Annotated in this window: 23 protein-coding genes and 1 pseudogene; 11 read left to right on the top strand and 13 right to left on the bottom strand. The window is 41.7% G+C overall.

Translation table 11 applies throughout. From position 1 onward, the window contains the following. Positions 1 to 455: 455 nt before the first annotated feature. Complete coding sequence (locus ACQY3F_RS18745) at positions 456 to 1,037, bottom strand: hypothetical protein (protein WP_428356533.1); 582 nt, start codon at positions 1,035 to 1,037, stop codon at positions 456 to 458. A 317-nt stretch (positions 1,038 to 1,354) separates the two neighbouring features. After that, positions 1,355 to 2,155: a substrate-binding domain-containing protein gene (locus ACQY3F_RS18740; RefSeq protein ID WP_428356531.1), complete on the bottom strand. Its 801-nt coding sequence runs from the start codon at positions 2,153 to 2,155 to the stop codon at positions 1,355 to 1,357. A 128-nt stretch (positions 2,156 to 2,283) separates the two neighbouring features. On the opposite strand from ACQY3F_RS18740, the gene ACQY3F_RS18735 reads away from it, so the two are divergent. The 3 genes from ACQY3F_RS18735 to ACQY3F_RS18725 all read left to right on the top strand — a co-directional run bounded on the left by ACQY3F_RS18735 (position 2,284) and on the right by ACQY3F_RS18725 (position 7,300). Further along, positions 2,284 to 3,267 carry an ATP-binding cassette domain-containing protein gene (locus tag ACQY3F_RS18735; protein WP_428356530.1) on the top strand — a complete coding sequence of 328 codons (984 nt, stop codon included), beginning with the start codon at positions 2,284 to 2,286 and terminating at the stop codon, positions 3,265 to 3,267. A 500-nt stretch (positions 3,268 to 3,767) separates the two neighbouring features. Beyond that, a complete protein-coding gene (locus ACQY3F_RS18730; RefSeq protein ID WP_428356528.1) occupies positions 3,768 to 4,700 on the top strand; it encodes a peptidylprolyl isomerase in 933 nt (310 codons plus the stop codon). Between the two features lie 2 nt (positions 4,701 to 4,702). Further along, on the top strand, positions 4,703 to 7,300 hold the full coding sequence (locus ACQY3F_RS18725) for a UPF0182 family protein (protein WP_428356527.1): 2,598 nt from the start codon (positions 4,703 to 4,705) through the stop codon (positions 7,298 to 7,300). Between the two features lie 395 nt (positions 7,301 to 7,695). Here the strand turns inward: ACQY3F_RS18725 and ACQY3F_RS18720 are convergent, their stop codons facing one another. Both ACQY3F_RS18720 and ACQY3F_RS18715 read right to left on the bottom strand, forming a co-directional pair. After that, positions 7,696 to 8,547: a quinoprotein dehydrogenase-associated putative ABC transporter substrate-binding protein gene (locus ACQY3F_RS18720; RefSeq protein ID WP_428356526.1), complete on the bottom strand. Its 852-nt coding sequence runs from the start codon at positions 8,545 to 8,547 to the stop codon at positions 7,696 to 7,698. A gap of 338 nt (positions 8,548 to 8,885) precedes the next feature. After that, on the bottom strand, positions 8,886 to 10,739 hold the full coding sequence (locus ACQY3F_RS18715) for a PQQ-dependent dehydrogenase, methanol/ethanol family (protein ID WP_428356525.1): 1,854 nt from the start codon (positions 10,737 to 10,739) through the stop codon (positions 8,886 to 8,888). A gap of 688 nt (positions 10,740 to 11,427) precedes the next feature. Between ACQY3F_RS18715 and ACQY3F_RS18710 the strand changes: the two genes are divergently transcribed. The 5 genes from ACQY3F_RS18710 to ACQY3F_RS18690 all read left to right on the top strand — a co-directional run bounded on the left by ACQY3F_RS18710 (position 11,428) and on the right by ACQY3F_RS18690 (position 15,040). Continuing rightward, positions 11,428 to 13,353, top strand: coding sequence for an ATP-dependent DNA helicase (locus ACQY3F_RS18710; RefSeq protein ID WP_428356523.1), 1,926 nt, complete (start codon positions 11,428 to 11,430; stop codon positions 13,351 to 13,353). Between the two features lie 192 nt (positions 13,354 to 13,545). Next, on the top strand, positions 13,546 to 13,770 hold the full coding sequence (locus tag ACQY3F_RS18705) for a hypothetical protein (protein ID WP_428356521.1): 225 nt from the start codon (positions 13,546 to 13,548) through the stop codon (positions 13,768 to 13,770). A gap of 452 nt (positions 13,771 to 14,222) precedes the next feature. Further along, positions 14,223 to 14,495 (top strand): hypothetical protein, encoded by a 273-nt coding sequence (locus tag ACQY3F_RS18700; RefSeq protein ID WP_428356520.1) that lies wholly within the window; start codon positions 14,223 to 14,225, stop codon positions 14,493 to 14,495. A 69-nt stretch (positions 14,496 to 14,564) separates the two neighbouring features. Next, positions 14,565 to 14,765 carry a hypothetical protein gene (locus ACQY3F_RS18695; RefSeq protein WP_428356519.1) on the top strand — a complete coding sequence of 67 codons (201 nt, stop codon included), beginning with the start codon at positions 14,565 to 14,567 and terminating at the stop codon, positions 14,763 to 14,765. Positions 14,766 to 14,767: 2 nt separating this feature from the next. After that, positions 14,768 to 15,040 (top strand): hypothetical protein, encoded by a 273-nt coding sequence (locus ACQY3F_RS18690; protein WP_428356517.1) that lies wholly within the window; start codon positions 14,768 to 14,770, stop codon positions 15,038 to 15,040. Positions 15,041 to 15,443: 403 nt separating this feature from the next. On the opposite strand, the pseudogene ACQY3F_RS18685 reads toward ACQY3F_RS18690, so the two are convergent. The 4 genes and pseudogenes from ACQY3F_RS18685 to ACQY3F_RS18670 form a co-directional block, all read right to left on the bottom strand. Next, a pseudogene (locus ACQY3F_RS18685) lies at positions 15,444 to 16,008 on the bottom strand (REP-associated tyrosine transposase). Positions 16,009 to 16,026: 18 nt separating this feature from the next. After that, positions 16,027 to 16,215: a hypothetical protein gene (locus ACQY3F_RS18680; protein WP_428356516.1), complete on the bottom strand. Its 189-nt coding sequence runs from the start codon at positions 16,213 to 16,215 to the stop codon at positions 16,027 to 16,029. A 642-nt stretch (positions 16,216 to 16,857) separates the two neighbouring features. Next, positions 16,858 to 17,637: a hypothetical protein gene (locus ACQY3F_RS18675; protein WP_428356515.1), complete on the bottom strand. Its 780-nt coding sequence runs from the start codon at positions 17,635 to 17,637 to the stop codon at positions 16,858 to 16,860. Positions 17,638 to 17,649: 12 nt separating this feature from the next. Continuing rightward, positions 17,650 to 18,351 (bottom strand): hypothetical protein, encoded by a 702-nt coding sequence (locus ACQY3F_RS18670; RefSeq protein ID WP_428356514.1) that lies wholly within the window; start codon positions 18,349 to 18,351, stop codon positions 17,650 to 17,652. 79 nt (positions 18,352 to 18,430) lie between these two features. Between ACQY3F_RS18670 and ACQY3F_RS18665 the strand changes: the two genes are divergently transcribed. Further along, a complete protein-coding gene (locus tag ACQY3F_RS18665) occupies positions 18,431 to 19,627 on the top strand; it encodes an ISAzo13 family transposase (protein WP_428352931.1) in 1,197 nt (398 codons plus the stop codon). Here ACQY3F_RS18665 and ACQY3F_RS18660 read toward each other — a convergent pair whose 3' ends face one another. After that, complete coding sequence (locus tag ACQY3F_RS18660) at positions 19,628 to 20,857, bottom strand: hypothetical protein (protein WP_428356512.1); 1,230 nt, start codon at positions 20,855 to 20,857, stop codon at positions 19,628 to 19,630. Between the two features lie 615 nt (positions 20,858 to 21,472). Between ACQY3F_RS18660 and ltrA the strand changes: the two genes are divergently transcribed. Together ltrA and ACQY3F_RS18650 are read left to right on the top strand one after the other, a co-directional pair. Beyond that, entirely contained in the window at positions 21,473 to 22,372 is a 900-nt protein-coding gene (ltrA, locus tag ACQY3F_RS18655) for a group II intron reverse transcriptase/maturase (RefSeq protein WP_428356511.1), read from the top strand. 92 nt (positions 22,373 to 22,464) lie between these two features. Beyond that, positions 22,465 to 22,695, top strand: coding sequence for a group II intron maturase-specific domain-containing protein (locus ACQY3F_RS18650; protein WP_428356510.1), 231 nt, complete (start codon positions 22,465 to 22,467; stop codon positions 22,693 to 22,695). A 487-nt stretch (positions 22,696 to 23,182) separates the two neighbouring features. On the opposite strand, the gene ACQY3F_RS18645 is transcribed toward ACQY3F_RS18650, so the two are convergent. The 4 genes from ACQY3F_RS18645 to ACQY3F_RS18630 all read right to left on the bottom strand — a co-directional run bounded on the left by ACQY3F_RS18645 (position 23,183) and on the right by ACQY3F_RS18630 (position 25,132). Continuing rightward, positions 23,183 to 23,902, bottom strand: coding sequence for an IS4 family transposase (locus tag ACQY3F_RS18645; protein ID WP_428355562.1), 720 nt, complete (start codon positions 23,900 to 23,902; stop codon positions 23,183 to 23,185). Between the two features lie 35 nt (positions 23,903 to 23,937). Continuing rightward, positions 23,938 to 24,543 carry an IS4/Tn5 family transposase DNA-binding protein gene (locus tag ACQY3F_RS18640; protein ID WP_428356509.1) on the bottom strand — a complete coding sequence of 202 codons (606 nt, stop codon included), beginning with the start codon at positions 24,541 to 24,543 and terminating at the stop codon, positions 23,938 to 23,940. A 31-nt stretch (positions 24,544 to 24,574) separates the two neighbouring features. Beyond that, positions 24,575 to 24,715 carry a hypothetical protein gene (locus ACQY3F_RS18635; RefSeq protein ID WP_428356507.1) on the bottom strand — a complete coding sequence of 47 codons (141 nt, stop codon included), beginning with the start codon at positions 24,713 to 24,715 and terminating at the stop codon, positions 24,575 to 24,577. A 144-nt stretch (positions 24,716 to 24,859) separates the two neighbouring features. Then, positions 24,860 to 25,132, bottom strand: a complete 273-nt coding sequence (locus ACQY3F_RS18630; protein WP_428356505.1) for a BrnA antitoxin family protein — start codon at positions 25,130 to 25,132, stop codon at positions 24,860 to 24,862. Between the last annotated feature and the right edge of the window lie 124 nt (positions 25,133 to 25,256).

Below are 25,256 nucleotides of genomic sequence, written 5' to 3'. Positions count from 1 at the left end.
TTAAGTGATGGCGCTATTCGAATCAACTATTGGTAAAAAGGATTATACATTCTGAGTAGTTGGTTTATGACTATCAATGCTTTAGTGCTTGGAGGCGGAACTAAATAGCTGTGAAAGTATTTAATAATACGCCTAAAAAGGACAGGCTTCGTAATTTGCGAGTCGGCTTGTAAGCTCCGCCAATCAATTGCTTTCGTGGCCTCGATTGTTGGGTTTCGTACCTCTACCCAACCTACACAAAATACTTTCACAGTCTCTAAAGATCCTGCTTCCGAATATTGCTTGTAAATTCCTGAGAACCTATAGAACACGGGGAATATAATATATTCGTGGTACTTATTTCCCGGGTTCAGTAAGCTTCATACGGGCAACGTCTACTTACTGTAATTGAGTAACAGTTTTAAGGTTACTGAAACGCGTGGGGAATCAGAAAATATTTTTGAAATAACCAACGTTTAGCTGGTTATGATCAGTGAAGAAACGATTTCAAAGTAATTATTTAACAAAGTTGCTAATGAATCATAGTATATGTTTTCTACTGTCTGGATAGGCTGTTCAATTAATAGTGTAATGATTTCATCCGCTTTTGCACTGAGTTCATCAAGTATGATCGATGATACATTGACTGATTTATCGATGAATAGGGTTAAAGCCTGGTTAAAGGCGGTGAAGGCTTCTACCGTCACTTTTTCGGGATTATCCAGGAAAACCTGAAATGATTCGCGGGACCTAATACCATAGTTCGTGACATTGCTCACGAGTTGTATATAGTCTGCCTGGGCACTAGGGATAATTTCAGTATTGAGTATGCTATACAGCTCATTACCCTTCTCAACAGCTTGTGCCTGCCAGCGTGTGGCAGTTTCAGTCGGGTGTTGATAAAGGTCCAGTCCGGATTCTGCAATCTGGGCATGTAGTTCAATAGCAGATTCTTTTGCCTGTGCAAATAATTCATCTGCCTGAGTGCTTAGCTGTTGATAGAGCTGTTTACTTGGGGTGATTATTTTTGCCTGGTAATCTAGGTTTTCCGGGTTCATTGCATTGCTCCTGAGGAATTTATATCATTAATGAATGGAGCCTTATCGTTCATTAGGGCACTAGATTTAGAAAAGACGAAAAGGCATAATAATATATTCTATCGACAAGTTTAGGCTATGAAAATGTGGCAATTTGCCGCGCGACATTTTGCCGCTGATATTGGCATGAAATTTGAATGATTTATTTGGTTTGTCTCCATAAGATCTTGACTAGCCAAGCTAAATACTAATTTATGCACGGGTAAACTGAGTCATTTCGCACAGTTATAAAGCTAAATAACCTAATGTGTTTGTTTGCAGTGAAGAAATGATGTTTTTCACTCTTGCAAAGCATCGGGATAAAATAATTGTTCACCATGTTTTTTATAAGCAGCAATCAATTTCTGTCCTTCAGTGCCGGTGACAAAAGCGATATATTTCTTGGCAAGCTGATAATTAACGTGCGGATGCTTAGCGGGGTTTACCGCGATGATATGGTATGGGTTGAACAGTGCTTTGTCTCCTTCGTTGAGGATGATCAAATCAATTTTATCTTTATAGGCTAGATAAGTTCCTCGGTCAGTTAAGGTATAAGCCAGTTTCTCATCGGCTATAGTAATAACGGCTCCCATACCTTGCCCGACTTCAAGATACCATGGCTTTGCGGGTGTTATTTCAGCCTGTTGCCATAATAAGAGTTCTTTTTTATGCGTACCGGAGTCATCCCCGCGAGAAATAAATGCGAGCTGTGTTTGAGAGATTTTTTCAAGTGCACGAACTATGGTTTGATTGAGCTCAATGTCGGCAGTATTTGATTTAGGTCCAATCAATACAAAATCATTATGCATTACCGCATGTCTATCTGTGCCATAGCCTTCATTTACGAATTTTAGTTCAGCGCTAGGTGCATGCACAAATACCACATCAACATCGCCATTTTCGCCTAAACGTAATGCTTTGCCAGTGCCAACAGCTATAATGTCTAGCTGAACTTTATAACGTTCCTCAAACGCAGGATTGAGTAGATTTAGCAGGCCTGAGTTTTCGGTGCTAGTCGTGGTTGATATGCGCAGCTTGTCTTGCGCATAGACAGGGGAAAATATTAGGAAAACACTGATTAGCAACAGGCTTTTAAGCATAAGGGGGTTTGCTTTGGGGAGGTTTTATTTGATAATAAATAGTGCTGTATTTTACTGTAAATTTATGAAGTATTCTTTTGTTTAACCATTTTTCCAGGTTTATTCTGGTTCTGTCATAAAATAAAAAAATGACTCATATTTATCAATTAAATAATATGCACTTTGCCTATGCGGATAAAAATGCATTATCGATAGATCACTTGCAGATAGAAGAGGGAAAAGCTTTCGCTTTAATCGGAGCGAATGGCTCAGGAAAAAGTACCTTACTTAATCTCCTTGCTTTTTTGGCTAGCCCTACTCAGGGAGACATTTTGTTTAAGGGGGAGCGTGTCAAACTGCGGCATTTAATTCAGTATAGGCGGCGTGTAGGGTTTTTAACGCAAAAGCCATTTATGCTGGCTGGGACGGTTTACGACAATATTGAGTTAGCCTTAAAAATTCAGGGAATACGGCAGCGTGCTGAGAAAATTCTTAAGATTTTAAAGCAACTGGATATAAGTCATTGTATGCACAGCCAAGCTAAATTATTATCCGGTGGCGAATTACAAAAAGCTGCTTTGGCGCGTATTCTGGTTTTAGAGCCCGAGGTATTGTTATTGGATGAGCCCTTTAGTTACTTAGACCAAAGTAGTGCGCAAACTCTGGAATTGTTTTTGCAAAGCTATACACAGGATACCGGGGGCAGCTTAATTTTTAGCACTCATGATCGTCTGCAAGGTTTTGCTCTGGCTGATAATGTACTGGCATTAGCTGAAGGCAAAGAAGTGAAAACGCCGTTAATCAATTTATTTCATGGTGAAATTAAACAGCATGAATTTCATAGTGGCGCATTGTGTATTAAATTACCCGACGCGATTAAAAGTGGTCGCCATATTTCAATTAATCCTCAGGATATTGTGTTGTCCAATACTGCACTGGTTTCTAGTATGCGTAATCATTTTCTCGGGCGTATTATTATGGTTGCCGAGGAAATGGGCAGCGTCAGGGTAAATATTGATACAGGCGTTGTTTTTAAGGCGCTGATTACCTATCAGTCTTTACACGAGTTAGATTTAAAGCTGGGAGGGAATGTCTGGGTGAATTTTAAGTCCAGTGCGGTTGTAGTGTTTTAATAAGAGACGAGGCTCTAAGTACCCAAGCATAATTAATTTAACATTTTTCTTGTCTTTTTTCTCATTTTCAGCGTTGCATAAATAGTTGCGTAGCCAGCTATGCGCCTATTTATGAGCCTTGAAAATGAAAAAAAATCCTGCGTAAAATTTGTTAAATTAATTATGCTTGGGTACTTATGCGGCTGCGGTATTTTTCAGGTGGATTTAACTTTCAAGGTATAATTTAATAAATAGTTGTTTAACTTCTTTAGTCGCCTGGAAATAAATAAGCGTCCAATATTTGGGCAGGATTTTTGTTTGTCATTAGTGCGGTAGTAGTAGGCGCATAGCTGGCTACGTAACTATTTCTACAGTGCTAATGACGGACAAAAAGACCCGCAAAGTTGGATGATTATCTGTTTCCAGGTGCCTTAGTTGATTCAGGCTTGTAATCTGGCAAACATTTATCTCGATTTCTTCAGTAAACAAGCAATTAACTCAGTCATTATTGGGTATTATTTTTGAAAAAATCTTTGTTTAATCAATATGCTTTTGCTCTAATCTTGTACTTGGGTTTAAGCCCTTTATTATGTTTTGCTAGCAACCCATTAATTGATATTCAAACTTCTGAAGGATTGGTTACTGTTGAGTTAGCGGCCGATAAAGCCCCGCTCACAACAGAAAATTTCCTAAGCTATGTTGAGGGCGGCTTTTATAACAATACGCTGTTTCATCGAGTTGTAGATGACTTTCTGATTCAGGGAGGTGGCTATACAGCTACTTTGGAACTCAAGGAAAATAAACAGCCCATAGTTCTGGAACTTGGTGAAGATTTGTCCCATGTGCGCGGCAGTATAGCCATGGCAAGACGCAGCAGCCCAGATAGTGCAAGGTCACAATTCTTTATAAATACAGTCGATAATTTAAGGCTCGATGAATTAGGCTACGCTGTATTTGGCAAAGTTATTGCCGGTATGAATGTGGTGGATAGTATTGGTGAAGTAGCAACCGAGTCAGTTGCAATTGAGGCAGGCACTCTTCGCAATGTGCCTAAAGAACCGGTGATTATTGAAGCCATACGCCCACGAACTGGGCAATTGAGTTTTGTTGCTTTGCACGAGACCTATGCTGAAGGAGAAGTTGTTGCAGTGACGCTGGTGGAAACGATACCCAGATTTGAAACGTTGGATTTATGGGTGGCTGTTCAAGACCCTGCAGGGCGTTTGTTTTTTGTGGGAGAAGCAGGATTTTCTGCTACGCCGGTTGCATTTAAAAGTGGAGTAGCAGAGAGCGAAACAAGTCACCCGGTCATTGAATTTAGAGTTCCGAAAGGTCTTGCCGGGCAATACACTTTGCTGGCTGCCTTCAATCAGCAGGGTGCCGAAATTGAAGATTTAATTTTTAGTTTACGTTCTAATATCGCGCAAACTCGTATTAATTTTAAGCTGGAATAAAAATGAAATTATTTTTTAAATTATTAGCCGTTCTGTTAATAGTCGGCTTGCTAGCCTATATTACTGCCGAGTTTTTAATGGAGTTTTGGTGGTTTCGCTCCTTGAATTTAGGCGCTTATTTTGTACTACGCGAAAGTTATGAATGGCTGGTAAAAATTGGCACGACACTGCTTTTAACGAGTCTAGTTTATTTAAACTTCTCGTATATGCCGCGAGCATTGTCGCTACATAAAGAGAGTGATATTAAAGGCCTGTTAGCCTTCTTGCAAAGAAATAAAAAGCTTTTATGGTTAATTTCCTTTTTGGTGGTGATGCCGCTATTAATGCCTGTTTATACACATTGGGAAAGGTTTTTACTTTTTTATTTTGGTGCGAAATCTGAACTTGTTGATCCGGTCTATGCTAAAAATATTAGCTTTTATTTATTTTCTTACCCCGTTTATGCGCTGATTCAAAAAGAGTTACTTTGGGTTTTTGGTATTTTATTAAGCTTGGTTAGTTTTTTGTATTTTGTGTTTTATAGAAAACATAAACAACAATTGCAGCAGTTCCCTCGGGCTGCCAAATTACATATAGCAAAAATATTGGCGATTCTGGTGTTGTTGCAAGCCTGGTCAATCGCTTTGGAGCGGATTGAAATGCTCTACGAAGATAGGCATTTGCCAGTCTTTTTTGGCCCTGGTTTTGTGGAAATGAATTACCACTTACCACTGATTTTTTTAAGTTTTCTATTGTTCTTAGCCACTGCAATTGCAACTGTGTATAGTTTGTATACGGGAAAAAAATATACCCTGACAGTGGCTTTTGGAATTGCGTACTTACTTGTTTTTACCATTAAACAGGTCGATGGTATACCAAATATGATTGATGATTATTATGTTGATCCTAACCCGGTTAAGGCGGAAGCTAAATATATTCAGTATCATATCAAGGCGACTTCAGATGCTTTTAATTTTGCTGATGTGACTGTAAAAAATTACACCATAGCTCCCGCATTAACGCCTGCTATTAGCAATGAAATAAAAAGTGAATTAGCGAATATTCCACTATGGGATAATGACTTACTTTTACCCGTATTAGAGCAATTACAAAGCATCCGCCCATTTTTTAGCTTTTATACGGTGGCTGCAGATCGGTATGAACTGGGTGGTAAAAATCATCAGGTTAATATTGCTGCGCGTGAAATGGATTATCAAAGCCTTGCTACAGAAGCGAAGAACTGGCGTAACAGGCACCTGATTTATACGCATGGTTATGGCATGGTGATGTCGCCTTCTGACCAGCTAGCGAATCAACCGATGCAGTGGTTAATCAATAATTTTGGCCAGGATATAAAATTTGATAAATTACGTATAGATCGGCCGGAGATTTATTATGGGCTGGCAAAGTCCGGGTATGCGATTGTTCCGAATACCGAATCGATAGGGCAGGAAGATAAAATATCCGGTGATATGGACACTGATTATCAAGGGACGGGAGGGCTGCCACTGTCTTCTCTAGTCACTAAAGCTGTTGCCGCGATATTTTTTCAAGATCAGCGAGTGTTCTTTTCTGCAGGCATAAATAACGATAGCCGCATTCTTGTGCGACGTAATATTTATAAACGCATTAGTGAGATTGCGCCGTTTTTAATGCTGGATAGTGACCCCTATCCCGTTCTGGTTGATCATAAAATCTACTGGATAGTCGATGCATATACTACTTCCCAGCTATACCCGTTAGTGATGCCTGTAACGCTGACTGGTAAAGATGAAATAGCAGAGAAATTTAATTATGCGCGCAACTCGGTCAAGGTTGTTATCGATGCATATAATGGCTCTGTTGACTTTTATGTAGTCGATGATAAGGATCCCTTAATCAGAACCTATCAGCGGCTTTATCCGGGCTTATTTAAAGAGTTTGCTGCAGTGCCCAAACCCTTTATTAAGCACTTTAGTTATCCAAAAGCCTGGTTTGCTTTGCAGATGCGAATGTATTCCCGTTTTCATCAGACCGATCCGGTTATCTTTTATCAGCAGAGTGAGGCACTGGAGTTTTCCAGTATGGATGATAAGCCGGTTGAGCCTTACTATCTAACGCTTGATATCGAAGAGCAGGAAAATGTAGAAAATATTGAGCAGCAAAAATTTATTTTAGTCGGACCGTTGTCACCAGTAGGGCGAGATAACTTAGACTCGTTAGCAATAGCAGGTTGCTTAAAGGCATTGCATTGCATGGATCATTATCAGGATGATATTTTTATCTATAAGTTCCCCAAAGATGTGCAAGTCGAAGGGCCAGGGCAAATCAGTGCATTAATGAGCCAGAATCCAGATATATCCAGACAATTTACGCTCTGGAATCAGCGAGGCTCCGGTGTTATTCGGGGGCGGATGATTGTTGTTCCGGTAGAGCATACCTTGTTGTATATTCAGCCTTTATACATTAAAGCAAGTTCAGAAGAAGGCTTTCCTAATCTGGTAAAAGTGGTGGTCGCTATGAACCGGCATACTGCTATGGCTGATTCTCTGGCTGAAGCTTTTAAAATACTGTATGGCAAAATAATGGCTGCAGAAAACCCTGTCAGTATGCCGGTTAGTGAGCCTGAGTTAAGCAATTAAAATGCTAGTGGCACGGCAATTTTGGTTTGATGGTTAAAAAATGTTGAGTTAGTTTGTTTAGGGAATCTATACTTCGCGCGGTCACGACGGCGGATTTCTAGCGGCTGATTTTTTGCTGATAGCAAAGCCTGCCCCGTACTTGATGCGAGGGCGCTGAAAAATGCGCATAGCTCGCTACGTAACGGTTTCAGCAACGTAGCTATCGGCAAAAAAATCAGTCGTGACCGCGCGAAGGATACGATTGCAAAAGGGGAGGAGTAAAAAAGCTTTAGCTTTTCATGTGTAACAGCAATAGCTAAAGCTATTGCACTCCTACAGCACTTTTTAGCTTAATGAAGGCGCTTATCACGCGAAGTGCGATACACCTCTAGCAATCTAGCCAAAGAGCTTAAGGCTTAATCATCATCCTTGCGCTTTTGCTTTGCTGGTATAGCTAATAAAGGCACGTGGTAGCTTTTCAGGATGCTATCAATTTCCGCCTGATTACTATGGATAAGCTCATTTAGCTGAGCTTTACGTTGCTTATCTGCATAACGCACGCCCATAGCCATAGAATAATCAAACTTCATATTCAGGCTTGATTTCATCGGCAATATTAGATAATCATCCGGGTTTTTCGCGACGATGTATCCCGCCATCGGGCCCCATAAAATGACCATATCAATGTTGCCTGCCTGGAGTTCTTTTTCTATCATCATGGCAGTGTTGTTTTCATTGTCACCGGTCATGGTCTGATAGGGTACCCCTTGTTCTAATAAACCATTCTGCTGTAGCCAGGCTGTGCCTGGGCCTCGGTCAAACATGGCTATTTTTAAACTATCCTGCTTGGCAAGCGGAAGTGATCGGAGTTGTTCAGGAATAGTAATATTGTCCCAGCCACGCCCCTTGGCGATCAATAATACATAGGTCGAGTGGTAATAAGCATCAGTCGTTGCAGTAAAGTCAAAACCTGCGGGTATACCGATAATGACATCGCATTTAAACTGCTCGGTATCACCCACCGTTGCTTTTAACGTGTTACGTACAAAACCGATGCGTTGCGGAAACCAATAATATTCAACTTCTTGTCCAAGTTTATTGGCAAACAATTCGGCAATTTTATTTTCGTAGCCATCCTGTTTTTTAGAAGAATAGGGAGGGTTAAGTGGGTCAGCGCAAACTCTAAATTTTTCAGTTGCATGGCTAGCAAGTGCAACGAAAAGTAATAAGGTAGCGAACAGTGGTTTTGAAAAGTGTGAAGCTGACATGAGTTCCCTTTATGATGTGATTAGGTGGTTATATCTGTAGGGCGTGGCTTTAGTCCGGCTTGGACAAGCTAAAAGGCCAATGCTGTTGCCTTAAGCCCTCTCTTGTTGGAGAGGGTTGGGTGAGGAGTATAAAATCATGCATTGATAATCCCTTGATCCCCAATTTTCTCCCTCTGGAGTGGGAGATTATTCTTAAGTCAACAGCATTGAGCTAAAAGGCGGGCTAAAGCCGCGCCCCACAGTTACTTTACATACACAATATAGCAGATACAAAAAAGCCCCGGCTAAAAAAATAGCCGGGGCTTTTTAGGTTTAAGTTAATCTAGAAACAGATTAGCTTAGTTTGGTAGTGCGAATACTGTAAATACACCACCTAATTTAGTGAAAGCGCTTAAGCTTCTATATGCTCCAACAGCACCTAGACCTTCTGTGTTAGAAGAGTCAGTACCGTCATCGATACCTGCTGCGATACCAATACCAGCCCAGCCACCGATACCAGAAAGTACACCTACGTATTGCTTGCCTTTGTAAGACCAAGTGTTTACGTTACCGATGATGCCAGAAGGTGTTTTGAATTTATATAATTCTTTACCTGTGTTAGCGTCAACTGCTTTTAAGTAACCTTCTAATGTGCCGTAGAATACGATGTCACCTGCCGTTGCAACTGAACCAGACCAGACAGAGAATGTTTCTTTGTTAGACCACTTGATTTCACCAGTCGTTGCATCAAAAGCAGTGAACTGACCAAGGTTAGTTGTACCGTCTTTTTTACCCGTTAGTACATCTGCACCTGCTGGCATCATTGTTAAAGTAGCACCTACATACGGTTGGCCCGCAGTGTATGAAACTTCAAATGGTTCGTATTCCATACATAGGTGGTTACCAGAGATATAGAATAATCCAGTTTTAGGAGAAAAAGAAACAGGTTGCTGGTTTTTAGCGCCTAATGCTGCAGGACATGTGCCGATAGTATTTTCATCTTCACCATTAGCTTCTGTGCTGTACTTAAGATCTAAAACAGGACGACCTGATTTCATATCAATATGTGTTGCCCAGTTAACTGATTCATCAAATTTCTCAGCAACTAACAATTCACCAGTAACACGATCTAATGTATAACCAAAACCATTACGGTCGAAATGCACGACAGTTTTGCGCATTTTACCTTTAATTTTTTGGTCAACTAAAACAGTCTCATTGATACCATCGTAATCCCACTCATCATGTGGAGTCATTTGGTAAACCCATTTAACTTCACCAGTGTCAGCATCACGTGCCCATAAAGACATGGACCATTTGTTGTCACCGGGACGTTGTACTGGGTTCCATGTAGATGGATTACCTGATCCGTAATACACCAGGTTTAAATCTGAGTCATAACTGAACCAGCCCCAGGTAGTACCGCCACCGATTTTCCATTGGTCACCTTCCCAGGTGTTAAGCCCAGAGTTTTTACCAACGGGTGTGACTTTACCATCTTTCCAGGTTGTTGATTTTTTAGGATCCATAATAGTATCGCCGTCAGGGCCCATACTATAACCTTTCCAAACTAATTGACCTGATTTGATGTCATAAGCTGCCAAGAAACCACGTACGCCAAATTCACCACCAGAAATACCGGTGATAACTTTGTCTTTAACAACTAAAGGCGCTTGAGTGTTAGTCATCCCTAATTTAGGATCACCATTTTGCACACTCCAGATACGTTTTCCTGATTTGGCATCTAATGCTGTTAAAACAGTATCAGATTGCTGCAGGAAGATTTTTCCATCGCCGTAAGCTAATCCACGGTTAACCGTGTCACAGCACATAACCGGGATAGTCACATCAGCATCCATAACGGGTGTATATTCCCAGATAACTGATTGTGTTGCTTGATCCAGTGCATAAACCGTATTAGGGAAAGGCGTGTGAATATAGATAATATCGTCAACTACGAGTGGTCCACCTTCGTGTCCACGTAATACTCCCGTAGAAAAAGACCAGGCTGGTTGCAGGTTTTTAACATTTTTGGCGTTGATTTGATCTAATTTACTATAACGCGTACCTGCATAGTCGCCACCCCAAGTAGCCCAATTAGCAGGGTTTTTGGTTAAGTTCTCAACGCCACTATTTGCAGATGCAATAAAAGGTGTTGCAAGTAAAGCTGCTACAGTTGAAGCAAGTAGTAAGCTTTTTAAAGGCTTCTTCATATAATTCCTCCAAAGATTCTATTTAAAAAATAGATCTGTGTTTGTTGTTGTTAAGACTAATATTAGTTTTAAGCTTTAGAGAAGTTGAATGTTATTTTGATCCCGAGCTACGGGTAATTCCAATCACTTCAGCTTAGTAAATTTAATGATTTTGAGGTAAAAGTCAACTTATAACTTTTTCACCAGCCTTAGAAAAATGGGTTGAGTTAATAAGAAAACAATGTAAGTTATTGGTAATTCGGAACTTCTTGCGGCATAATTTTATTAAGATCAATATTATATTAATGACATTAATATGACAAAATGATGAGTTGGTAAGTACCCAAGCATAATTAATTTAACAAATTTTACGCAGAATTTTTTTTCATTTTCAAGGCGCATAAATAGGCGCATAGCTGGCTACGCAACTATTTATGCAACGCTGAAAATTAGAAAAAAGACAAGTAAAATGTTGGATTAATTATGCTTGGGTACTTATACTTCGCGCGGTGACGGTTGCGGATTTTATAACGAGTCGATTTTTGTTGAGAGCAAGGCGCTGAAATAGGCGCATAGCTAGCTACGCAACTGTTTCAGCAACGCAGCTATCGGCAAAAAGCGGCCGCTAGAAAACCGCAACCGTGGCCGTGCGAAGTATATGTAACTGCTTTAGCTAAATACTTAAATGCAATGATAATATTAAACAATAATGGATAATCAGCAACAAATTGAGGAGTTTTTCGCTAGTGACGGAAAACTGGCAAAAGTCATTCCAGGTTATCTGCCGCGTGCTGCGCAGGTGGAAATGGCAGAGGCCATAGCGCAAAGCATAGAAAATAAAGAGCATGTGATTGTTGAAGCCGGTACAGGCACAGGGAAAACCTTTGCTTATCTGGTGCCTGCGATTTTATCGGGCAAAAAGGTCATCGTATCGACAGGTACAAAGAACCTGCAGGATCAACTGTTTAATAAGGATGTTCCACTGATACGCGAAGCGATGACGGTACCCTTTTCTGCAGCTTTACTAAAAGGGCGCGCGAACTATCTATGTACTTACCGTTTAGAGCTCGCTGTCCACTCTAATTTAGGCTTTAGCCGTGAAGAGGCTGCTGACCTTGCGAATATAAAAAAATGGTCTAAAAGCACACGCACAGGCGATATTTCAGATATGCCAGATGTAATGGAATCTAACCCTATCTGGGGACAGGCAACTTCGACACGCGAAAACTGCATAGGCCAGGATTGTCCAGAGCATGCTGAATGCTTTTTAATGAAAGCACGGAAAAAAGCTCAGGATGCACACTTAATCGTAGTAAATCATCATTTACTGTGTGCAGACTGGTCAATTCGGGAAACTGGCTTTGGCGAATTGCTGCCTAATGCAGAAGTGGTGATTATCGACGAAGCGCATCAGTTAGCCGATACCGCTTCTAATTTCTTGGGCATGTCGCTGAGCTCAAAGTTACTTAGCGATTTAGCCAAAGATGCTTTAATGGAATACTTTCAGGATGCAAGTGATATGCCTGATTTGCGTGTCGCTAGCGAAAACCTGGAGCATGAAATTAAAGATATGCGCTTAGCCTTTGGTTTGAATATGACCCGGGGTGAGTGGAAGGATCTCGAAGCAAACCCTAAAATTATGGATGGTTTACTGCGCCTGCAAGAGCATCTGGATACTTTGGCCGATCAATTAGAGCTTGCATCTGTGCGTAGCAAAGGATTGGAAAGCTGCTTTAAGCGTGCAGAAGAACTAGAGCTACAGTTTAAAACTGTGATGCAGGATAACAGTGGGAAATGGGTGCGCTGGTATGAAACGCATAAAAAATCCTTCACCCTAAACCTTACCCCATTAGATATTGCAGCAGAATTTAAAGCGTTTATGGCGCAGCACAGTGCCTCGTGGGTATTTACCTCTGCAACCTTAAGTGTCGCACATAAATTTGATTATTTTGCTAAAAGTTTAGGTATAGGTGATCCGAAAAGTTATAGCTGGGAAAGCCCCTTTGATTTTCCTAATCAATCCTTGTTCTATCATCCCAAGGGCTTGCCTCAGCCGAATGCGCCAGAATTTGTCGAAGAAATTGTTAAAGTGGCTATTCCGGTAATCAATGCCAGCAAAGGACGCACGTTCTTCTTGTTCACCAGCCACCGGGCTTTGCAAGCGGCGGCGAAATTATTAGATAAACAGATCAAATATCCGATACTGATTCAGGGAGACAAACCCAAAGCAATATTGCTGGATGACTTTAAGCAAAAAGGTAATGCTGTATTACTCGGCACAGCCAGCTTCTGGGAAGGTATCGATGTAAGAGGAGAGGCGTTATCCACTGTAATTATCGATAAACTGCCTTTTTCATCACCCGGCGATCCGGTATTAAAGGCTCGCCTGGATGCCATGGAAAAGCAGGGCCGCAAGCCCTTTATCGAATACCAGTTACCGACTGCAGTGATCGCTTTGCGCCAGGGAATAGGGCGCTTGATTCGCGATGTAAATGACCGTGGCGTGTTATTGCTGTGTGACCCTCGATTACTCAAAAAGTCTTACGGACATATGTTTTTAAATAGCGTGCCGGCTATGCGTAGAACACGAGATATTAAAGATGTTGAGGCATTTTTTGCTGAGCAAGAGAAATAGAAAACTATTGATCATGAAAGCGCAAAATTATTTCCGTTTATACTCATTGTTCATGTTCTATGGTTGCCGAGGATATTTACCGGGAGCGCTTTGCGTTCTGAGATATAGAGTGTCAAAATGAGAAATTTATAAACCTATCACTCAATTACAGATACTGTTTAGTGTTAATAACTTATTTAAGAGGGTTAGATCATGTATGCAGCCATTCAAGGTACTCATGAAAATGGGGAAATTACTTTAGAAGAAATACCTCCTACAACTAAAAAATCTAAAGTAGTGATAATGTTTATTGAGGAAAAAATTGAAAACAAACTAGACCAACACAAAGGTGTAAAAATAGGAGGTTTAGCCGGTAAAGGATATAAAATTCCTGATGACTTTAACGAGCCGCTCGATGACTTAAACGAGTACCTGTAAATGGCTTACCTTGTTGATACACAGATACTAATATGGGTGATGATTAACCCTAAAAAAATAGCAAGTCAGGTAGTACAGACATTAGAGAATAACACTATTTTTGTCAGCTATATCAGTCTTTGCTAGTTTTTTTGTCAGTTATCAGCACAATAACACAATTGAGTAAAAATGGGCATTACACTGCAAGCCCCTTTCAGAGTGTGTTGGTTTTTTAGTAGCGCTTGGCACACTAGATATGTCGGCAAAGGAGCTCATGATGCGGCGTAACAATGTTTTTGTTGAAAGTGAGCGACGGCTGACTATTCTCTATTGTAGCTTATTTGTCAATAAATTCGCAATTCGGGACCTGACCCCGTGTTTCTTGACCCCGTGTTTCTCATATCTAAATTATTAACTGTGGAGTATCAGTGAAAGGCATCTCAATAAACGGTTCAAAGCTACATGACATAAACATGCCATTAATGCCTTATAATTGTGGTGTTGTGGCATCTTTACGCTACCCAAAGGAACGTATGGATTTTGAGCGCTCAGAAGGTGGCAATGTTAAACTAACAGTGCCCACACGCTTGGTTTTAGAAATGTACAGAACTGGTGTTTTACCACAAGATGAAAACCAAATATTTCCAATTTGTATCAGTGGCAAATCAATTGGTACGTATCGGGTTGTAAAATTTTTGTATTCAAACGATCACAGCGATGTTGTAATCATCACCTTTCAAAGGTAAAAGTGTTAACAAGCAGTACCACCAGACTCCGTAATGTGAGCTGGGCGTTAGCACTGCAAGGAGACAATCATGGAAATAAATTTTGAGTGTAAGAAATGCAACCAAATATTTTACTCTGAAGTTGGAAAAATAAAAATGAATGAGCAAACATTTAGACCCGATTTCGAGGAAGAGGTTAAGTGCCCTAGGTGTGGTGTTCGTACAATTGATGAAGTTTTTTTGACTGAGTTAGGTCAGTCTCAAATAACTGAAGTTATGATGAATATTTAGCAATGGCCAAAATTAAAAAGGCACTTACAAAAATACAAAAACAAGCCCGAAAAGATGCAAAAATTGAGCGCCAAAAAAAATATGAATGGATTTTTATTAATGGCAAGCAAGTTAGAATAAAGAGAAGTCCCACAGTTGATGGTATTGATGTAGATGAGTTTATTGAAAGAAATGCTGACCTCATTTGGTTACATCAAAATGAAATGTGGGAATATATAGATACTGATGAAGAGCAATTATCTTTCAAAGAAGATAATGATGAAATACCATTTTAAATCTATATTGATGAAAATTGGGGTCTTTGATTTATGATTTTTACATGTACCCTGAAATTCAAAAATCTTTATTTTTAAGTTCTCTCCCTCATAAATCAAGGCTATGTCACCGTTAAGTGTGGAATTTTAAAATCACTTATTTTTTTTCAATCACTTAAGAACGTGGTGAAATACTGCTTAAAGCTTGGTAGGTCAAGCGTTCAAAAGTTTTGATCTATATTTTCCACACTTAACGGTGACATAGCCTAAATCAAAGACCCTATATTTCTTTGACCCTAGATTTTTTCGTTTACTAAAGCGCGTTGGTTGGGCTGACGGTAGGAAGCCCAATAATTCACTCGATAGATTAATTGATTATGCAATATCGAAGAGCCAAATATACGAAAATGTTGGATTTCGTTATCTACGCTTCGCTAGATAAGCTCATCCAACCTACAGGACGCTCACCCACTTCAATATCTTTGTCTTCACTTCCTGCCCAATCAGCGGGATAAAGTCCATTTTTTTGATAACGGTGAAAACTTGAATAACGCCAGTCGATTACTTTTGTTACCCAGCCATGTTTAACGGGATTAAAGTGTAAATAATCCATATGTATTGCATAATCCCGATCATCTCGAATCGTATGCTCCCAAAAGCGGCGTTGCCAGATACCTCGCTCACCGCGTTTTATACGTATCATTGATACGCCTTTCATCTTTTGGCAATCCTTTGGAAAATTCTGCTTTAATTAATTTCCAACGTTTTGAAAAATTCGCATCACCTTCAGGTAATGTCCAGATACAATGCATATGCTCCGGCAACACCACCCACGCATCAATATAAAACGGATGTTTTTGTTTACACAATCGCACCGATTCCCGTAATAAATCAACATGATCAACCAATAATGATTTATTCCGTTCCAACAAAGTCACAGTAAAAAAATAACACCCACCCGCAATACGATAGCGTCGGTAATTAGACATAATCCACCGTCATATGTTTTATAAAACAAATTCAAAACCGTAGGTTGGATGAGATTTTTTATTGCAAAGCATTAAAAAACGAAATCCGACATAAAACGCATAGAACAAGCCCAAAATTGTTAGGCAGAAAAGCGGTACATATCCCAAGTCAAACAACACCACATAGACCAAAATCAAACCAGCACCATCAACATCAACAAGGTGCATCCCGAAACATGTGGGGTTTCGCAAAACTCACTCAACTTACGACATATACGATACACCGTACCACGTAGGTGGATGAGATTTTTTATTGCGGAGCATTAAAAAACGAAATCCGACTTATAAAGGTACCCGAAAGTGTCGGATTTCGTTATCTACGCTCCGCTTGATAAGCTCATCCAACCTACGTATGCGCCTTACGGGTTGAACCTTATGCGACACAAGACCTCCTGGTATTTATTATAATTTTCAAATAAGAATGGAAAAAAGGGGAGTAGACTTTAGTCTACACGGAGCATGAATTGCATGAATGAATTGTATGCATTACTTGAATTAGTGTAGGCTAAAGCCTACTCCCCAAGTCTATAATATACGCCCTAATTCAATATATCTATCTACGAAAAACCGTAATCCAAATGTTAAGATAATGATGAATCAAGCCTTCTCCAATACGAAACTGTTTCTTCAGCGCAGAAGACGGATAAAGAGGGGAGTAGACTTTAGTCTACACGGAGCATGAGTTGTATGCATGAATCGTATGAATTACTTGAATTTGTGTAGGCTAAAGCCTACTCCCCGGTCTATGAAACCGGGAAACAAAAAAGGCAGCCCGTGGGCTGCCTTTTTATTGCGTTAATAAAATTGTTATTAACTGGGAGGAAGGCCAAATTTACCGCCTTTCTTTATCCCGCGACGCTGACGCAAGACCTCTGGCTGGTGCTCTTTGATATATTTCATTGCACCACTGGCCGGATCAAAATGGCTGGCGTTGATAGAGCCCAGTACCCAACGAAATTGACGGCTGGTTTTACCGGTCTCCATAGTGAACGTATAGCTGTTTAATTCACCTTCCGCTGATACTGCCGGGATGACCTCCAGTGTTTCCAGATCAATCAACTGCAGGCGCTTCAATGTCCGGCTATTCAGCGTCTTGTTTTCAGCATACGTAAGGCGGCCATGGGCATTAGTCGGGGTTAATTCAAACAAGCCATTCCAGTTTAAGGTGACTTTACCCTCTTTTACGGTACTGAAAACCGTCATTTCCCAGCTATCACTCTGGCGTTTACTGCCATGATAGTTGCTGTTAAATTCGCCTGAACGGTTTCCCCAGTTTTCTTGAATAAATAACACCGCTGCTTTGGAATTGGCCAATGACGCATAAGGGCGTATATCATGTTTATCATAACCATCACTACTTTCAGCCAGTTTTCCCAATACTGCCGGGTTAATACTCTTATGGGTCTGTTCAGTGACCGGATCATAAACAGAGACGCTATTACTTAAATACCATTGCTTTACCGGCTGATTATTATGTTTCTGTGTAGCGTCTTTTGCTGGTTTGCCTTTACTGATCGCCAGGCCGCTTGATGTGATCAATGTCGCGGCTGTGAGCAGCGTGATCATAAATTTTGTGTTGCTTGTTTTCATTGTTTATATCTCCTATTTGCTCACAGCGAGTTCAAGTATTGGCGTCATGAAGCTAACAGAGAAATTGCTTATGCGCAGAAAAAAAACCTCCCCTGGCTTAATTCCCCGGGCCAGGCCAGGCGTTGCGTAGGCGATCGTTATATAGTCGCCTGTGGTTGGATCATAAACATACGCTGACCGATCTGTGTCCCCAAGATCACCGGTTAGATTTAGAGCAAAAGCTAGGGCTGCTGTTGGGGTGTTGGGCAAGCCACTGTCGTCAAGAAACGACTGTGTGGTCTGAACTTCCATCAGCGTATCACTCCAGTCTACAGCGGATGAAAATGGATTTGAAAACATCATTCTATTATCACTGCCATTTGTGGGGTCGGTGGCGACGGGGGCTGTTCTAGCTGCAAGCAACGGGACCAGGTCATATGGAAAGATGCCGGCAAGATCATTCCTTGTAGGAATTCCAATGCTGTGGGGCGCCGTCGGCGGCTGCACCGCTCCCGCAGGCCAGGCAGTGATCGCCGTTTGTGTGGCGGCATCCCCTATTGTTGTAGGGATAGTCCAGGTCTTGTCAGTATCGCTAATAATCCAGTAACCCTGACCTTGAACCATGGTATCGGTGTCCGCCATTTTCACATAAGGGACATTAGGAGTAGCACCATGACCATCAGCGTCATAGGTATATCTACCTACATAGTTAGGGAGATGGAAAGAAATAATCATCCAAACGAAGTAAGCTTGTGTCTCAATAATTTATAATAATGAATTCTGAATTTATTCTCACACTAGGCAGATAAGCTTGTTGATATTAACAGATAGCATTATAGGTTGGATTATAAATACAGCCCATCGTTTAAAAGGCTCGGTACGTCGTATATTCATGGCTGAAACGGTGGAGCTACTAGGCTCAGGTGGTGCAAGTATTGCTGAAGAAAAACTAGGATGGAATAGAGGCACTATCCGAAAAGGACAATATGAACTTGAAACTCAGCCCATAGAAGATAATTTTTCAGCGAGAGGGCGTAATAAAAGTGAAGAGCATTTTCCTCATCTACTTGATGACATAAAAAAAATTGCTGAACCGGAGTGTCAAACGGATCCCTCTTTTAATTCCTGTCGATTATATACCCGGCTAACGGCTAAAGAAGTTAGAAAACGTTTACTGGAGATTGATTATTACGATGAAAAAACATTACCTTGCTCAAAAACTATCAATACAAAATTAAATGACCTGAGTTACCATCCAAAAAAGGTACAAAAAACAAAGCCTCATAAGAAAATCAAGGAAACGGATGCAATTTTTGAACAAGTTCATTCAGTCAATGGAATGGCAGATATCAACCCAAAAGAGATTCGTATATCAATTGATGCCAAAGCAAGAATGAATATAGGAAATTTTTCACGGGGAGGACGAAATCGGGTTTTAACAAAAGCAGAGGATCATGATTTAGATGTTAAGGAAAAGTTAACTCCTTTTGGTTTTTATCTGCCTGAACATGATGATTTTTTCCTTTTCTTTACAGCAGGCTATGCCAGCAGTGATTTCATCGTTGACCGATTGGAAGAAATTTGGCCAGAAATTCAAGAAAAATATGGAGTAGATATTCTGACAATTAACGCTGACAATGGTATGGAGAACAGTAGCTCCAGAACTCAGTTTATAAAAAGGCTTGTGGAGTTTGCTGAAAAAAGCAACATAAAGATAAAACTGGCCTACTACCCTCCTTATCATAGTAAATATAACCCAATTGAACGAGTATGGGGAGCCTATGAAAATCATATTAGTGGCGACATAATGGATACAGTTGAAACAACTTTAAAATTTGCCAAAAGTATGACCTACAATGGCAAAGCACCTATTGTTAAATTAACAGAAAAAATATATGAAACAGGAGTAAAGGTAGGTAAAAAAGCAATGAAGACGTATTATCAGTTTGTTGACCGAATGCCATCGTTGGAGAAATGGTTTTTGACCATTTCTCCTGGTTGTTCTGGATGATTATTTCTTTCCATCTCCCTTAGTTGTCTGTTGGTACATCACCCAGTTTGTATCATAGGCACCCAGGTCGGGTGTGAAAATCTCATCAATAGTTGCTGCTGCTGCGCCGCCGGCACCAGCCGAACTGACATCACACTGCAAGCCAATCATGGTCCATTCATTCGCTTTGAGATCACCACCGTGGTAACAGGAAGCAGTGTAATAGGCATAAGCAACACCGCCGCCATCGCCAATCGTGGTATTGCCATTACCATTGACCATCACCCTGAGCCCGCTACCCCCAGCAACACTGATATCACGACCGTATTCCGACTCTGTTTTTTGGAACAACCAGTCTGGCATCCCGCTGACATTCTGTTTATCAAAAAACAGTTCGACTCGATCACCCTGAAAACCAAACCCGGCGATATCTCCATCTTGAAAAACATCACCATTTAAAGTGTTAACCTGGCCGCCTGGAGCCGTTGAATATGGGCCATTTGGACTCGTTAAACCATTGTATATGTGTTGCGAGGCCAATGCATTTCCACCCAGCAACATCACGCTACCGGTTAAATCACCTGGGGCGGAGCCTGGAGAAAGAGAGACTGATATGCCGGTGTTCTGGTCAGTACCTGTGGTTGGAATAAGTGCTTGTAGCTGTGTTATCGCACCACCCAAAACAGGAACGAAGCTGTATAAGAAACCAGCCCCATTATCTGTCCCGGCTAAATCAGTCAAAGGCGCCCCAACAAGGAAGTGTATCCCATTTGACGTAACACTTTGTCCAAAGTGAGCATCAGCTTGCGTAACCTCCACGGAATTAATAAACTGAACCGTACCGGTGCCGGGTGTTGCTCCTGCAGTATATTCATAGACATACACCTTACCGGCATAGGCATTTTCACCGACATCGTATAACGGCGCACCGCCCAGTAAAATACCGCGGTTTAATGCCGGGTTAAAACGTATTGACACGACCGTACCGTATGCGGCACCGGCCTGGGAATCCGGAGTGACATTTGTGCCATCTGTATTTTGGGGGAAACCAAAGTTGATATCTCCTACCCAGCCACCCGTGCCGTTCGTTACCTGCGTTGGATCATACTGATAGAAAAATATTTTACCGCCGCGAATACTACCGCCATCTTTTGCCAATGGGGCACCAACAGCCAATAAACCGTTTGAAGTTGAAACCGAGGCGCCAAAACCACCAAACTCTGCCGTCTTACAGGAGCCTGTCTCACGCAACCTGGTATAGGGAAAATAATCAAAGAAAAATCAAAGGGTGTGCGGCCGAGCAAGGTCGATAATTCCAGCGGGTGAAAGTCCCGCTCTGGCAAGGTAGGTCAACCACCAGATAGTAAACATCGGGCAGGCGGAGGTAACTCCAAATGTTAAGCACGATGGGCGCAAGCCAGCAGGCCGTAAGCGCAAGTTGAAGTGATTTAGCCTCGAAATGGTTTTACGTAAGCAGGACGACAGAGTACCCTTTCTGGAAGTCCCTATTCTATGACGCGCATGACAAGTATCATAGGGCTGCTTCGGGGTTGTAAAGCATGGCATGTTGGACATTGGGAATAATCGGCAACTCGGGAGATCCTGAATCGTCTTTCAAGAAGAGAGTAGGTTGAACAAGTGATAATAAAACAAGAACAGCCGAAGCGGTTCAGGAAGTCGGATGGTGGCATAGTACCGATGAAAGTGTGTAATGCATCTGGAGGGAAGGCCATCACGACAACAACAGCGAAGCAAGGACACACGTATCATGCACAGTAATGTAGAAAGCGTGCCAACAAAACTGCAACGAAGCCTGAGAAAGCCAGCACAGACAAGGACTGTCAATTCACCAGTCTGTATCACTTGATGAATAAAGAACTACTGCTGGAATGCTTCACGCAGCTCAAAGGGAAAGCCGCGTCAGGCATAGATAATATCACCAAAGATCAATACGCTATTCATTTAGACGCAAACCTAGACAATCTAGTCGAGCGACTACATAAAATGGCGTATAAACCACAGCCTGTCTTAAGGATTTACATCCCCAAAGCAGGCAGTCAACGGAAACGACCACTGGGTATTCCCACGCTAGAGGATAAACTGGTACAGGCAGGCTTGGTCAGAATTCTGCAAGCCATCTATGAGCAAGACTTTCTTGATGATTCTTATGGATTCAGACCGCTACGAAGTTGTCATGATGCGCTACGCGCATTAAGTCAAACAGTCGAAGGTCAGCCCGTTCATTATATAGTGGAAGCCGATATAAAAGGCTTCTTCGATAATGTAAATCAAGAGCAACTGATACGCTTTATCAGTCATCGAATAGCGGACAAACGGATCCTCAGACTCATCCAACGGTTTCTAAAAGCAGGGATACAAGAAGACGGACAGCACAAAGCCAGTGAAACAGGCACACCGCAAGGTGGAGTCATCTCACCACTGTTAGCCAACATTTACCTACACTACACATTAGACTTCTGGTTTGAAAAGTGTATAAAGGAAAAGTGTCAAGGCTATGCAAAGCTCATCCGCTATGCGGATGACTATGTTGTTTGTTTTCAAATAGAAGCTGAAGCCAAGCACTTCAAGAAAGCCATGGAAACACGGCTAAAGCAATTTAACCTAGAAGTCGCGCCTAAGAAAACCAAGCTGTTTGAATTTGGAATATTTGCGCAGTCAAAAGCAAAAGCCAGAGGCGAAAGACCATCCACGTTCGATTTTCTAGGGTTCACGCACGTAGTCGAGATGGCAAGCGTTATCGGATGAAAAGGAAAACGGTTAGCAAAAGATTGATCGCCAAAGTTGTTGGATATAAAGAATGGTTGAAGGCACATCGAACACTGCCCACCGCTCAAATTATGAAAACGACAGCCGCGAAACTACGCGGACATTTTGCCTATTACGGTGTGACCGATAATAGTAAAAGTCTACAAAGCTTTGCCTATTGGGTAAGGAAAACGTTGTATAAATGGTTAAATCGTCGTGGAAAACGGGGTTGCTACACATGGGAAAAGTTTATTAAACTTCTCAAGTTGTATCCATTACCGAATCCACGAATTACGGTGAATTTATTATCTACTTCATGGTAAAGCGTGTTGTCGAGGAGCCGTGTGCGTAAATAGCGCCAGCACGGTTCTGTGAGGGGCGTGGTAACAACTGATGAGAATTAGCAATGGTTAGAAATCACACAGTAGCTGCGTGCAGCGAAGTGTACAATAAAAGTATTATCGACTCATTGACTAGCTTGTCGGAAGAACCCGTCTACTCGACCGGCCAGCTTGATTTGTCATTAAGAGTTCGGTATAGACCTTGAATGGCCCGATTATCCAGAATCGTCATTCCCAACCACCCCGTGCATATTATGCATAGGGCATCAGTGTTCCCATATTTTCACCTACCTAGGACTGCCTATTACCCATAAATCATGACACACAATATCACCCGCCTTCCAGTAGCAAGAACCCGGCACACAAAAGCTGCAAAGCTGCGTACCCTCGCCACATGATTTGATGACCGGGCGGGGGATCTTTTTTCCGCCCCAGATGTCCTCCAATTCTTGCTACCAATTGTACAGCTTCACCTAGTAACAAAGGGGGGTTTAATCTTTTTTTTTGCGTAGGCGTGCAGGGTACGCAATTCAACATCAGAAAATAATATTTCAGCAGGAAGCTCAGGCGTTTCTCTACCCAGAAGCGTCATGAGCATGATCCGCCAGGCGATAACCAGATTGATACCAATCGCCCGACGCAACCGCTCAGCCGTTTCATGAGCAAGATCGTCAATTTTACAGCCTGATTTTAGCACACGATGCCAGTCTTCAATTCGCCAGCGCAACGTATACCAACGCAAACACTTTTCAATGTCCTTTGCGGATTCAATTTTAATCGTTGTCAGTAAAAACCACTCGACGGCCTTTGTGCCTTGAGGCGGGTTTTCTTCTAGCGCATGGATAAGCTGTATTTCAACCGGCTCTTTGTCATGATAATAGCTGGGAGCAGGGAGTTGTATGGCTAAGTGACGCAATGCCAGTTCTGCCCGCCTTCCTGGTCTTGCTGCTTTGGCTTTTTGCTTGCTTTTTTTAGGCCGGGCACTTTGCTGGGGAACATTGACGCTAACTCGACTTTGTACTCTGGTTTCACGAATGGCTGCGAACAGCTTGAAGGGGGATTCATTAATATTACGGTCGTGCTGAGCACGAATAAGCAGTTCAACACAGGGATTTTTTCTTTGTTCATCAAACAATTCAAAAAAATCAGCTTCCCGGTCACAGACATTAATCAGTTGTGTTTGCGGCATGGTTGCCGCTAATTCAACCAGGTCACGGTGGTGCTCTATCCAGACAAAGGTCTTTTTTCTTCAATCGGTATTTTTGATGGTTTACGTTTGTCATCGGGCAATCGGGGGTGCGGAGCAATACACTGTGCTTTTAGGACGCCCAATGGCAAGCCATTGGGCGCAATGGCGAAGCTTGAGTGTAAAGTCAGTCCTTTGGTTTTTGCACCGGTCTGGTTGGCTTTCAACTCTCCTAAGCCACTGCATTTATCCAGGTTTGTGTAGTTGAGTTCACTGCCATCTTGCAGGCATAGCACCGTTTTTTGCCCCATCATCCGTCGCGCTGTCCGTTCGCGGTGAGGTTGCAAGATATTTTCCAGATTAACGGCTGAGCCTTCTGGCTGGTCAATCATGCGATAGTAGGCCTTGGTGGCGGGCCAGTCACCTTCAACTGTCCCTGAGAAGGCACTGCCAGGATTCTGGGCTTTAGCATCAGCGACGTTGACGAGCCTTTTACTTAATCGTTTATCGCCCAGTGGCGCACCGCCAAATTCATGTTCGGCCCATTGCTCAGCATCCAGTCCTTCACTGATAGTCAGTGCGCCCAGACCTGCATTGGCTGATAATCCCAGCTGTTTCCTGAAAGAGGTATCGAGTGGGTACATATAAATCGTTTTTTGACTTAATGTCGAGTCATTATGCCGGTCCTGGCGTCCCCGCCCTTTGGTTTTTCCGATGGCCAACCAGTTTGAAGCCCTTGCCTTCCAGTAATTGTTTGATGTATTCTATATTGCTTGATAAGGAGAGTGTTCGTTTGATTTGGTTTTGTTTATTCATGCCTTATAGCATGCAATAATTATTCTTGATTGTCCAGCTGTAATTTATGGGTAATAGGTAGACCTAGGAACTAATCGAGCCATAAGGTCGACCAGAGACATTCCTGTTATTATTACGTTTTGAACGGCTCGAAAACCTTGTTCGTTATGCTTTTATATTTTTCAGCTCCTCTCGAATTACTTTTCGTAATAGGTTTTCGTCGAATACCGCTGACGAGCTACATGTTTTTAATGCTTGATTAATAAGCGTTTGATAACCAAGACCTTCTTGCTTTGCTTTTAATCTAAAGTTATATATAACATCGTTATCGAGCATAATTGTTATTCGTGTTTTCCCTTTTTCTTCTGCTTGTAATTGTGCTAAATGTGGAATGTCTTTAGCCCTTTTTCCTTTTGAAAAGTCATATTCTTCACGCATAGTATTCAGCCTCTTTTTTTGTCGCCTTTCTTGCGGAAATAAGGCGGATTGTATCTTCATTTCCCAACGTGTAAACAACGGTAAGAAAATCAGGGTCTTTCTGTAACACATTGAAATATAATTA

The sequence above is a fragment of the Methyloprofundus sp. genome (genome assembly GCF_965251085.1).
Classification (GTDB): Bacteria; Pseudomonadota; Gammaproteobacteria; order Methylococcales; family Methylomonadaceae; genus Methyloprofundus.
Note: the sequence above shows the minus strand (reverse complement) of the source record. Positions and strands in the feature narration are given on the sequence as shown.